At 74.6% G+C, this 11,717-nt stretch carries 12 protein-coding genes; 11 read left to right on the top strand and 1 reads right to left on the bottom strand.

Translation table 11 applies throughout. The features are described from left to right. Positions 1-31: 31 nt before the first annotated feature. The 7 genes from sucC to ACI8AA_RS19260 all read left to right on the top strand — a co-directional run bounded on the left by sucC (position 32) and on the right by ACI8AA_RS19260 (position 7,451). The gene (sucC, locus tag ACI8AA_RS19290) at positions 32-1,195 is read left to right on the top strand and encodes an ADP-forming succinate--CoA ligase subunit beta (RefSeq protein ID WP_457045994.1); all 1,164 of its coding nucleotides are present in this window, start codon (positions 32-34) and stop codon (positions 1,193-1,195) included. Positions 1,196-1,223: 28 nt separating this feature from the next. Beyond that, positions 1,224-2,102, top strand: a complete 879-nt coding sequence (sucD, locus tag ACI8AA_RS19285) for a succinate--CoA ligase subunit alpha (RefSeq protein ID WP_457045993.1) — start codon at positions 1,224-1,226, stop codon at positions 2,100-2,102. 190 nt (positions 2,103-2,292) lie between these two features. Beyond that, positions 2,293-3,285 (top strand): hypothetical protein, encoded by a 993-nt coding sequence (locus tag ACI8AA_RS19280; protein ID WP_457045992.1) that lies wholly within the window; start codon positions 2,293-2,295, stop codon positions 3,283-3,285. Between the two features lie 138 nt (positions 3,286-3,423). Next, a complete protein-coding gene (locus tag ACI8AA_RS19275) occupies positions 3,424-4,620 on the top strand; it encodes a cell division protein PerM (protein ID WP_457045991.1) in 1,197 nt (398 codons plus the stop codon). Between the two features lie 31 nt (positions 4,621-4,651). Further along, the gene (purN, locus tag ACI8AA_RS19270; protein ID WP_457045990.1) at positions 4,652-5,260 is read left to right on the top strand and encodes a phosphoribosylglycinamide formyltransferase; all 609 of its coding nucleotides are present in this window, start codon (positions 4,652-4,654) and stop codon (positions 5,258-5,260) included. Next, on the top strand, positions 5,257-6,810 hold the full coding sequence (purH, locus tag ACI8AA_RS19265) for a bifunctional phosphoribosylaminoimidazolecarboxamide formyltransferase/IMP cyclohydrolase (protein ID WP_457045989.1): 1,554 nt from the start codon (positions 5,257-5,259) through the stop codon (positions 6,808-6,810). Before purN ends, purH begins: the two co-directional genes overlap by 4 nt. Further along, positions 6,807-7,451, top strand: a complete 645-nt coding sequence (locus ACI8AA_RS19260) for a pentapeptide repeat-containing protein (RefSeq protein ID WP_457045988.1) — start codon at positions 6,807-6,809, stop codon at positions 7,449-7,451. The genes purH and ACI8AA_RS19260 overlap by 4 nt, the downstream gene beginning before the upstream one ends. A 1-nt stretch (position 7,452) precedes the next feature. Here ACI8AA_RS19260 and ACI8AA_RS19255 read toward each other — a convergent pair whose 3' ends face one another. Continuing rightward, entirely contained in the window at positions 7,453-8,058 is a 606-nt protein-coding gene (locus ACI8AA_RS19255) for a hypothetical protein (protein ID WP_457045987.1), read from the bottom strand. Between the two features lie 93 nt (positions 8,059-8,151). On the opposite strand from ACI8AA_RS19255, the gene ACI8AA_RS19250 reads away from it, so the two are divergent. The 4 genes from ACI8AA_RS19250 (at position 8,152) to ACI8AA_RS19235 (ending at position 11,611) form a co-directional block, all read left to right on the top strand. Then, positions 8,152-9,021, top strand: a complete 870-nt coding sequence (locus ACI8AA_RS19250; protein ID WP_457045986.1) for a bifunctional methylenetetrahydrofolate dehydrogenase/methenyltetrahydrofolate cyclohydrolase — start codon at positions 8,152-8,154, stop codon at positions 9,019-9,021. Continuing rightward, entirely contained in the window at positions 9,021-9,320 is a 300-nt protein-coding gene (locus ACI8AA_RS19245; protein WP_457045985.1) for a DUF3017 domain-containing protein, read from the top strand. The genes ACI8AA_RS19250 and ACI8AA_RS19245 overlap by 1 nt, the downstream gene beginning before the upstream one ends. A 53-nt stretch (positions 9,321-9,373) precedes the next feature. Next, positions 9,374-10,327 carry a malate dehydrogenase gene (gene mdh / locus ACI8AA_RS19240; RefSeq protein WP_387987598.1) on the top strand — a complete coding sequence of 318 codons (954 nt, stop codon included), beginning with the start codon at positions 9,374-9,376 and terminating at the stop codon, positions 10,325-10,327. Between the two features lie 69 nt (positions 10,328-10,396). Beyond that, entirely contained in the window at positions 10,397-11,611 is a 1,215-nt protein-coding gene (locus tag ACI8AA_RS19235; protein ID WP_457045984.1) for an NADP-dependent isocitrate dehydrogenase, read from the top strand. The last annotated feature ends 106 nt before the right edge of the window (positions 11,612-11,717 follow it).

Here is an 11,717-nt window from a genome sequence, read left to right as displayed (position 1 = left end):
CCGGGACGGGCGAGGTTTACGGTGCCTGTTCGTGGATCTCTTCGAGTACCAGGCGCGTGACCTGCTGGCCTCGCACGGCGTGCCCGTGCTGCCCGGCGGCGTGGCCGAGACACCCGACCAGGCCGAGGCGATCGCCCGCGAGATCGGGCAGACCGTCGTCGTCAAGGCGCAGGTCAAGACCGGCGGCCGCGGCAAGGCCGGCGGCGTCAAGCTGGCCAACGACGCCGACGAGGCCAGGGCCCGCGCCCAGGACATCCTCGGGCTGGACATCAAGGGCCACATCACCCACCGCGTGATGGTCGCCCAGGCCAGCGACATCGCCGAGGAGTACTACTTCTCCTACCTGCTCGACCGCGCCAACCGCACCTTCCTGGCCATGGCCAGCGTCGAGGGCGGCATGGAGATCGAGCAGCTCGCCGTCGAGCGGCCCGAGGCCCTCGCCCGCGTCCCCGTCGACGCCACGACCGGCGTCGACGCGCAGAAGGCCGCCGAGATCGTCGACGCCGCCGGGTTCGCCCCCGAGGTGCGCGACCAGGTGATCGCCATCGCCGTCCAGCTGTGGGAGACCTTCGCCCAGGAGGACGCCACCCTGGTCGAGGTCAACCCGCTGGCCAAGGCGCCCGACGGCACCGTCCTCGCGCTCGACGCGAAGGTCACCCTCGACGAGAACGCCTCCTTCCGGCACCCCCAGCACGCCGAGCTCGAGGACACCGCCTCGGCCGATCCGCTGGAGGCCGCGGCCAAGGAGAAGGACCTCAACTACGTCAAGCTCGACGGCGAGGTCGGGATCATCGGCAACGGCGCCGGGCTCGTCATGAGCACCCTCGACGTCGTCGCCTACGCGGGCGAGGAGTTCGGCGGGGTCAAGCCGGCCAACTTCCTCGACATCGGCGGCGGCGCCTCGGCCGAGGTGATGGCCAACGGGCTGCACATCATCCTGTCCGACCCGGCCGTGAAGAGCGTCTTCGTCAACGTCTTCGGCGGCATCACCGCCTGCGACGCGGTCGCCAACGGCATCGTGCACGCGCTGGGCATCCTCGGCGACGAGGCCACGAAGCCGCTCGTCGTCCGGCTCGACGGCAACAACGTCGAGGAGGGCCGGCGGATCCTCGCCGAGGCCAACCACCCGCTGGTGACCCTGGTGGACACGATGGACGGCGCCGCGCGCCGGGCCGCCGAGCTCGCCGCCGCCTGACCGCCCACTCCCGACAGGACCTGAAGAGATGTCGATCTTCCTCAACGAGAACAGCAAGGTCATCGTCCAGGGCATGACCGGGTCGGAGGGGCGCAAGCACACCCAGCGCATGCTCGCCTCCGGCACCGCGATCGTCGGCGGCGTGAACCCGAAGAAGGCCGGCGAGCGCGTCGACTTCGAGGGCGCCAGCGTGCCGGTGTTCGGCAGCGTGTCCGAGGCCATGAAGGAGACCGGCGCCGACGTCAGCGTCATCTTCGTGCCGCCGGCCGGCGCCAAGGGCGCGGTCATCGAGGCCGTCGACGCACAGATCGGGCTCGCCGTCGTCATCACCGAGGGCATCCCGGTGCACGACTCCACCTACTTCTGGGCGCACGCCCAGGGCAGCGCCACCCGGATCATCGGCCCGAACTGCCCCGGCCTGATCAGCCCCGGGCGCTCCAACGCCGGCATCATCCCGGCCAACATCACCAAGCAGGGCAGGATCGGCCTGGTCAGCAAGTCCGGCACGCTGACCTACCAGATGATGTACGAGCTCCGGGACATCGGCTTCTCCACCTGCGTCGGCATCGGCGGGGACCCGGTCATCGGCACCACGCACATCGACTGCCTGCAGGCCTTCCAGGACGACCCGGAGACCGAGGCCGTCGTCATGATCGGTGAGATCGGTGGCGACGCCGAGGAGCGCGCGGCCGACTTCATCAAGGCCAACGTGACCAAGCCGGTCGTCGGCTACGTCGCCGGGTTCACCGCGCCCGAGGGCAAGACCATGGGCCACGCCGGCGCCATCGTGTCCGGCTCGGCCGGCACCGCGCAGGCCAAGAAGGAGGCCCTCGAGGCCGCCGGGGTCAAGGTCGGCAAGACGCCGTCGGAGACCGCCCGCCTCATGCGGGAGATCGTCGGCGCCTGAGCGCCACCTGCGTGAACTGCCCCGGCCCCTCCCCAGGAGCCGGGGCAGTTCCGCTACGCGGGGGCGGGTTGCGAGGCGGTCACGATCTCGCCCCTCGTGGTGAGGGGCGAGCGCGACGCGGTTGCCACCCGTCGACGGCGGGGGAGAGCATCCGCGACGCCGTACCGATGTGACGAGGGAGAGTCGATCGATGACGTCCAGTCAGCCGCCTCAGCAGCCCGGGATGCCCGGGCAGCCGGGACCGGGCGGCCACCCGGGGTACGGCCAGCCGGGGTACGGCCAGCCGGGGTACGGCCAGCCGCCCTACGGCCAGCAGGCCCCGTACGGCCAGCAGCCCTACGGCCAGCAGCCCTACGGCGCGGCGCAGCCCTACGGGCAGCCGTACGGCCAGCAGCCGCCGCCCGGCGCCCCCTCGCCGTACGGCCAGCCCCCGCGCCCGGCCGGTCCGAGCCTCGACCTCGAGCGCCTGAAGATGGCCGACTACGTCGTCGCCGCCGGCGCACTGGTCTACCTGGTCCTCGCGCTGCTGCCGTGGGCGACCTTCTCCAGCAGTGACGACTTCGGCTTCGACGTCCCCGGCTTCGACGTCCCGGAGATCAGCTACAGCTTCTCCGGCTTCGAGGTCAGCGGCCTGGTGACCTTCAGCTTCGTGCTGCTGCTCCTGGCCGCCGTGTGGGCGCTGCTGCCGGCGGTCGTGCAGCTGGACCTGGGCTTCCCGCGCAGCTGGATCACCGTGGGCCTGGCCGGGCTGGCCGCGCTGCTCACCCTGATCGCCTGGATCCAGACCTTCGAGGCCGGCTTCTCGGTCTTCGCGCTGCTCGGCTTCCTGGTCACCGTCGCGGTCGCGGTGTTCGCGTTCCTGCGGCTGCTGCCGGAGATGCGGAACAAGCCGGCGCTGCCCGGCGCCTTCGCCGGCGCCGCGCAGTGGGCCAACCAGCAGGCGCCGGACCTCGGCGCCGGCCAGGGCGGCGCCCCGGCCCCGCCCGCGGCGCCCGGCCCGTACGGCGCCCCGGGCCCGTACGGGCAGCCCGCCCCCTACGGCGGCCAGCCGGCGCAGCCGTGGGGCCAGCCGGGGCAGCCGGGGCACGGTCAGCCGTACACCCCGTCGCCGGCCACCGACCCCGGTCAGCAGTCCTCCGGGCAGCACGGCGGCTCGTCCGCCTCCGGGCACGGCCGGCCCTGACCCGACCGCGCTCCCGTGGGGGGGGCGCACCCGTCCCGACGAGGGCCGGCGGCACCTGCCGCCGGCCCTCGTCGGCGTTCCGGCGCCTCCCCGGCGCGTGCGGCGGACAGACGGCGGGACGCTTGCGAGAGTGGAGGCGTGGTCTCCCTGCTGGCGCGCCTGCCCCTGCCGGGACAGCGCGGCCCCGGTGCCGGGCGGCCCTGGTACCCGGCCGCGCTGAGCGCCGCCGCCACCGCCGCGGTGACGCTGCTCGGGCTGCTCGGGCTGGGCCTCGCGGTCCTCGTCGTCGAGACGCTCGACCCGGCCGGCGGGCTGTCGGTCCCGAGTGCGGCCCGCGTCGGCGGCCGGCTGTGGCTGCTGGCGGGCGGCGGCGGGCTCGACCTGCCGTCGGGGCCGCTGGTCCTCGCGCCGCTGCTGCTCACCCTCGCCGTCGCCTGGGGGCTCGACCGCGCCGGGCGGGGCGTGGTGCGCGTCGCCGAGCCCGCCGGTGCCCGCGCCGCGGCCGGCGTCGTGGCGACCGCGGTCGCGGTGCACACGCTGCTCGCCGTCCTGCTCGGGCTCGCCGTCGACGGGCCCGGCGCCCGCACCGACCTGCTGCGCTGCGCCGCCGGCGCCGCCGTCCTCGCCGCGGTCGCCGCCGGCTGGGGCGTGCTGCGCGAGGGCGACCTGCTCGACGGCGTGCTCGACCGGCTGCCCGGGCCGGCGCGGCCGCTGCTGCCCGCCGTCCTCGCCGGGCTGCTCGCCGCGGGGGCGCTGGGCCTCGCCGTCGTCGCCGTCGCGCTGGCCGCGGACGCCGCCGGGTACGCCGCGGTCGCAGGCACCCTGGGCGGCTCGGGGGCCGGTGCGGTCGGCACGCTGGCGCTCGGGGCGCTGCTGCTGCCCAACGCCGCCGTGGCCGCGCTCGGGGTGGCGGCCGGGCCCGGCTTCACCGTCGGCGCCGGGACCGTCGTCTCGGTGCACGGGATCAGCCTCGGGCCGGTGCCGGCGTTCCCGCTGCTGGCCGCGCTGCCCGACACCCAGGCGGTGCCGCTGCTGGCGTTCGTCTCGCAGGCGGTCCCGGCGCTGGCCGGCCTGGTCACCGGGGTGGCGCTGGGCCGCCGCATGACCGACGACCACGGCGGCTCGGTGGTCGCCGGCCTGTGGGGCGTGCTGGCCGGCGCCGTCCTGGGGCTGGCCGTGGGCGTCCTCGCCGCGGTGGCCGGTGGGTCGCTGGGCGACGGCGCGCTCGCCGACGTCGGCGCGCCGCCGGTGGCCACCGCGCTCTCCGTCGCGCTGCAGGCCGGCGTCGCCGCGGCGGTCGGGGCGGCCACCGCGCGCTGGCGGTCCCTCGGCTGAGGGCCCCGGCGCCGTCGATAGGGTCGCGCACGTGCCCCGCCCCGAGAACTCCCCGCGGGCGCGGGTCGTCGTGCTGATCTCGGGCACCGGCTCGCTGTGCGCGGCGCTGCTCGAGGCCGCCGACGACCCCGGCTACCCGGCGCGGGTGGTCGCCGTCGGCGCCGACCGCGACGCCGCCGGGCTGGAGCACGCCCGCCGCCGCGGCCTGCCGACCTTCACCGTCGCGCTGCGCGAGTTCCCCGACCGGGCCGCCTGGGACCGCGCGCTCGCCGAGGCCATCGCCGCGCACGAGCCCGACCTGGTGGTGTCGGCCGGGTTCATGAAGATCGTCGGCCCCGCCGTCCTGGCCCGCTACGAGGGCCGGCTGGTCAACACCCACCCCGCGCTGCTGCCGGCCTTCCCGGGCGCGCACGCCGTCCGCGACGCGCTGGCCGCCGGCGTGGACGTCACCGGCAGCACGGTGCACCTGGTCGACGCCGGCGTCGACACCGGCCCGGTGCTCGCCCGGCGCGAGGTGCCGGTGCTGCCGGGCGACGACGAGGACCGCCTGCACGAACGGATCAAGGCCGTGGAGCGGACGCTCCTGGTGGAGACGGTGGCGCGACTCGTCACCGGGACGACGGAGGAGAGCCCCCGATGAGCGACACCCGGACGCCGGTGCGCCGTGCCCTGCTGGGCGTCTACGACAAGACCGGGATCGAGGAGCTCGCCCGCGGCCTGGCCGACGCCGGCGTGGAGCTGGTGAGCACCGGGGCCACCGCGCGGCGCATCGCCGACGCCGGGATCGCGGTCACCCCGGTCGAGCAGGTCACCGGCTTCCCCGAGTGCCTCGACGGCCGGGTCAAGACGCTGCACCCCGCCGTGCACGCCGGCATCCTCGCCGACCGGCGGAAGCCCGACCACGTCGCACAGCTCGAGGAGCTCGGCATCGCCGCCTTCGACCTCGTCGTCGTGAACCTCTACCCGTTTCCCGAGACCGTGGCCTCGGGCGCGACGCCGGACGACTGCGTCGAGCAGATCGACATCGGCGGCCCGGCGATGGTGCGCGCGGCCGCGAAGAACCACCCGTCGGTCGCCGTCGTCGTCGACCCCGCCCGGTACGGCGACGTGCTCGCCGCCGTGGCCGCCGGCGGCTTCACCCTCCCCGAGCGGCAGCGGCTGGCCGGGGCCGCCTTCCGGCACACCGCCACCTACGACATCGCCGTCGCCTCGTGGATGGGCAACGTCCTCGCCCCCGACGACGAGTCCGGCTTCCCGTCCTGGGTCGGCGCGTCCTGGGAGCGCGCCGACGTGCTGCGCTACGGCGAGAACCCGCACCAGCGGGCCGCGCTGTACCGCGGCGGGGAGCCGGGTCTGGCGCACGCCGAGCAGCTGCACGGCAAGCAGATGTCCTACAACAACTACGTCGACACCGACGCCGCGTGGCGGGCCGCGCACGACCACGACGACCCGTGCGTGGCGATCATCAAGCACGCCAACCCGTGCGGGATCGCCGTCGGCCCGGACGTCGCCGCCGCCCACCGCAAGGCGCACGCCTGCGACCCGGTCTCGGCCTTCGGCGGCGTCATCGCGGCCAACCGCGAGGTCGACCTGGCGATGGCCGAGCAGGTCGCCGGGGTGTTCACCGAGGTCGTCGTCGCGCCGTCGTTCACCGCCGACGCCGTCGAGGTGCTGACGGCGAAGAAGAACATCCGGCTGCTGCGGCTGCCCGAGGCCGGCCGGCCCCCGGTCGAGCTGCGGCCGGTCGGCGGCGGGCTGCTGCTGCAGAGCGCGGACCGCATCGACGCCGCCGGCGACGACCCGACCACCTGGACGCTGGCGTGCGGCGAGCCGCTGGACGCCGCCGGCCTCGACGACCTCGTGTTCGCGTGGCGCTCGGTCCGCGCGGTCAAGAGCAACGCGATCCTGCTCGCCCACGACAAGGCGACCGTCGGCGTCGGCATGGGCCAGGTGAACCGGGTGGACTCCGCGCGGCTGGCGGTCACGCGGGCGGGGGAGCGGGCCGCGGGGTCGGTGGCCGCCTCCGACGCGTTCTTCCCCTTCGCCGACGGCCTGCAGGTGCTGCTCGACGCCGGGGTGCGCGCGGTGGTGCAGCCGGGCGGGTCGGTGCGCGACGAGGAGGTCGTCGCGGCGGCGCGGGCGGCTGGCGTCCCGCTCTACCTGACCGGCACCCGCCACTTCGCGCATTGAGCCCGGGCGCATCGCGGGGCCGGCCCCACGTCGGTCCGCCGGAGCCCGGGGAGGAGGTCGAGGACGCCGACCTCGCCCGCGTCGACTGGTGGGGCGCCGAGCTCGACGGCGTCACCTTCACCCGCTGCCGGTTCGACGACGCCGACCTCACCGAGCTGGTCACCCGGCGCTGCGTGTTCGACTCCTGCGTCCTCACCGGCGTGCGGATGAGCGGCTCGCGGCACCGCGGCAGCGCGTTCCTGTCCTGCCGGTTCGACCGGGCCCGGCTGATCGACGCCGTCTGGGAGGGCTGCAAGCTCACCGGCTCGCAGTTCCCCGGCGCGGTCGTCCGGCCGCTGACCAGCACCGACTCGGACTGGAGCTGGACGTCCCTGCGCGGCGTCGACCTGTCCGGCAGCGACCTGTCCGGTCAGCGGTTCCGCGAGGCCGACCTCACCGACGCCGACCTGCGCGAGTGCGACCTCACCGGCGCCGACCTCGACCGCGCCCGCCTGCAGGGCGCGAAGCTGCGCGGCACCGACCTCCGCGGCGCGGCCACCGAGGCCTGGCCCTGGCGGGGCCTGGAGCTCACCGGCGTCCGGCTCGACCTCGTGCAGGCGGTGCAGGTCGCCCGCGCCCACGGCGCCCTCGTCGAGGGCTGACCTACCGGTAGCGGGGGCCGGTGAGCATCGCCTTGAGCGCGCCGAGCAGGCCGAGGACGCCGACGGCGCAGGCGAACCAGAAGCCCAGGCCGAACGCCGCCGGGTCCCAGTCCTCCGCGGCGAACGGCACGAGCACCGCGGCGACCGCCAGCGCGCTGACGAACAGCGCGAGGACGCCGAGGAGGCGGTGCGTCCGCGCGGGCAGCCACAGCAGGATCCCGAGCAGGAACAGCACGCCTCCGCCCAGGACGACGGCGAGCGGCTGCCAGAAGCCGGAGTCCACCAGGGAGCCAAAGCCGGCGCCCGCCTCGTCGAAGCCGCGGCGGACCAGGCTCCAGCCGGTGTCGCCCCCCGCCAGCCAGCGCAGCGGCAGGCTCACCGCGGCGGCGATGCCGGCCAGGATGAGCAGCAGCCCGCCGAGCGAGTCCGGCCCGCGCACCGGCACCGGACGGTCGGAGTAGCTGGGCGTCGTGTACGGGTTCGGGGCCGCCTGGCCGTACGCGCCGGCGCCTCCCGCGGACGCGCCGGCCACGGGCGCCGGACCGGGCGTCGTCTGCTCCCGCCAGTCGGCGCCGAGCTGCCGGGTGGACGGGTCGCGCTCGGTCATCAGCTCTCCTCGAGGGATCCGGCCGTGCGGTGCTCGCCCCGAAGCGTAGGGCCGCGAGGGTCGGCCGGGAGGCGCCTCCGGCACACTGTCGGGGTGCCCGCGACGATCCTCGACGGCAAGGCGACCGCAGCCACCATCCGGCAGGAGCTCACCGCGCGGGTCGCGGCGCTGACGGCGGCGGGGCACCGGCCGGGCCTCGGCACGCTGCTGGTCGGCGACGACCCGGGCAGCCGCTGGTACGTCAACGCCAAGCACTCCGACTGCGCGCAGGTCGGCATCGCCAGCATCCAGCGCGAGCTGCCCGCCACCGCCACGCTCGCCGACGTCCTCGCCGTCGTCGAGGAGCTCAACGCCGACCCGGCGTGCACCGGCTACATCGTCCAGCTGCCGTTGCCGCGCCAGGTCGACGAGTACGCCGTCCTCGAGGCGATGGACCCGGCGAAGGACGCCGACGGCCTGCACCCGGTCAACCTCGGCCGGCTGGTGCTCGGCGTCGACGGGCCGCTGCCGTGCACGCCGGTCGGCATCGTCGAGCTGCTGCGCCGGTACGATGTCCCGGTGGCCGGCGCGGAGGTGGTCGTCGTCGGGCGCGGGATCACCGTCGGCCGGCCGCTCGGGCTGCTGCTCACCCGGCGGACCGAGAACGCCACGGTGACCCTCTGCCACACCGGCACCCGGGACCTGGCCGCCCACCTGCGCACCGCCGACGTCGTCGTCGCCGCCGCGGGCGTGCCGGGACTGATCACCGCCGACGTCGTCAAGCCGGGCGCCGCGGTGCTCGACGTCGGCGTCAGCCGGGTCGACGGGAAGATCGCCGGCGACGTCGCGAAGGACGTCGTCGAGGTGGCCGGGCACGTGGCGCCCAACCCCGGCGGGGTCGGGCCGATGACCCGGGCGATGCTCCTGCAGAACGTGGTGCTGGCCGCCGAGCGGGCCGCCGCGGACGAGGTGCTCACGGCCTGATGACGCGCCCGCCGCTCTACCTGCGCCGGCCGTTCCTGGCCGGGCTGCTGCGTCAGCTGCCGCTGTTCGCGGTGCTGGTCGTGGTCGCGGTGGGGCTCGGGATGGTGGCGCTGGAGCACTGGCGGCGCGGCCTGCTGGTGGTCGGGCTGGCGCTCGTCGGCGCGGCGGTGCTGCGGCTGGTGCTCCCCGTCCGCCGGGTCGGCTTCCTCGCCGTCCGCAGCAGGCCGGTCGACGTCGTCCTGATGGCCGGGGCGGGGGTCGCGCTGTCGGCGCTGGCCCTCGTCGTCCCGGGCAGTTGAGCGCGTCGGCCCGCGGGCGCGGTGACCGGGGTCCCGGGTCTAGGTTGACGCCCATGGCAGAGCAGCCCAGGAACGGCAAGGTCACCGTCGTCGGTGCCGGCTTCTACGGCTCCACCACCGCCCTCCGGCTCGCGGAGTACGACGTCTTCGAGACCGTCGTCCTCACCGACATCGTCGAGGGCAAGCCCGAGGGCCTGGCCCTCGACATCAACCAGTCCCGCCCGATCGAGGGCTTCGAGACGAGGGTCGTCGGCGTCGGCGGCGGCTCGTACGAGGGCACCGAGGGGTCCGACGTCGTCGTGGTCACCGCCGGGCTACCCCGCAAGCCCGGCATGAGCCGCATGGACCTCATCGAGACCAACGCGAAGATCGTCCGGGACGTGTCCGAGAACGTCGCGCGGACCTCGCCCGACGCCGTCGTCATCGTGGTGTCCAACCCGCTGGACGAGATGACCGCCCTGGCGCAGCTGGCCACCGGCTTCCCGAAGGAGCGGGTGATGGGCCAGGCCGGGATGCTCGACACCGCGAGGTTCACCAACAACGTCGCCGAGGAGCTCGGCGTCCCGGTGTCCTCGGTGCGCACCCTGACCCTCGGCTCGCACGGCGACACGATGGTGCCGGTGCCCTCGCGGTGCACCGTCGACGGCAAGCCGCTGGCCGACGTCCTGGCCCCCGACCGCGTCGAGCACCTCGTGCAGCGCACCCGCAACGGCGGCGCCGAGGTGGTCGCACTGCTCAAGACCGGGTCGGCGTACTACGCGCCGTCGGCGGCGGCGGCCCGCATGGCCCGCGCCGTCATGGAGGACTCCGGCGCCGTGATGCCCGTGTGCGCCTGGGTCGACGGCGAGTACGGCATCTCCGGCGTCTACCTCGGCGTCGAGGCCGAGATCGGGCGCGCGGGTGTGCGCCGGGTGGTCGAGGGGGACCTCACCGAGAGCGAGCTGGCCGGGCTGCGCGAGGCGGCCGAGGCCGTGCGCGCCAAGCAGGCCGACGTCGCGGAGCTGTAGAGCGACTGCACCGCGACCTGACCGACTCCCGGCCCGACGGGCCGGGGCTGCAGAGAGGGAATGTCTGACGTGAGCAAGATCAAGGTCGAGGGCACCGTCGTCGAACTCGACGGCGACGAGATGACCAGGATCATCTGGCAGTTCATCAAGGACCAGCTGATCCTGCCGTACCTCGACGTGAACCTGGAGTACTACGACCTGGGCATCGAGCACCGCGACGCCACCGACGACCAGGTCACCGTCGACTCCGCCAACGCGATCAAGAAGCACGGCGTGGGCGTCAAGTGCGCCACCATCACCCCGGACGAGGCGCGGGTCGAGGAGTTCGGCCTCAAGAAGATGTGGCGCTCCCCGAACGGGACGATCCGCAACATCCTCGGCGGCGTCATCTTCCGCGAGCCGATCATCATGCAGAACGTGCCGCGGCTGGTGCCGGGCTGGACCAAGCCGATCATCGTCGGCCGTCACGCGTTCGGTGACCAGTACCGCGCCACCGACTTCCGCTTCCCGGGCGAGGGCACCCTGACGGTGACCTTCACGCCGAAGGACGGCTCCGCGCCGATCGAGCACGAGGTCTTCCAGGCGCCCGGCGCCGGCGTCGCGCTGGCGATGTACAACCTCGACGAGTCCATCCGCGACTTCGCCCGGGCCTCGATGAACTACGGCCTGCAGCGCGGCTACCCGGTGTACCTGTCGACGAAGAACACGATCCTCAAGGCCTACGACGGCCGCTTCAAGGACATCTTCGCCGAGGTCTTCGAGACCGAGTTCAAGGACCAGTTCGAGCAGGCCGGCATCACCTACGAGCACCGGCTCATCGACGACATGGTCGCCGCGTCCCTCAAGTGGGAGGGCGGCTACGTCTGGGCGTGCAAGAACTACGACGGCGACGTCCAGTCCGACACCGTCGCGCAGGGCTTCGGCTCGCTGGGCCTGATGACCTCGGTGCTCATGACCCCCGACGGCCGCACCGTCGAGGCCGAGGCCGCGCACGGCACGGTGACCCGGCACTACCGCCAGCACCAGCAGGGCAAGGAGACCTCGACCAACCCGATCGCGTCGATCTTCGCCTGGACGCGGGGCCTGGCCCACCGCGGCAAGCTGGACGGCACCCCCGAGGTCACCCGGTTCGCCGAGACCCTCGAGAAGGTCTGCATCGACACCGTCGAGGGCGGTCAGATGACCAAGGACCTCGCGCTCCTGATCAGCAAGGAGCAGCCGTGGCTGACCACCCAGGACTTCCTGGGCGCCATCGACACCAACCTGCAGAAGGCCATGGCCTGACGTAGTCGCCGCGGCGGCCCCCACACCCCCGGGTGAGGGGGCCGCTCGCGTCTCGGGGCCTGTTGTCCCCGCAGTCGCGGCGCCTGTGGACGGCGCGAGCGCGTCG

This window comes from Geodermatophilus sp. SYSU D01180 (assembly GCF_054050415.1).
Note: the sequence above shows the minus strand (reverse complement) of the source record. Positions and strands in the feature narration are given on the sequence as shown.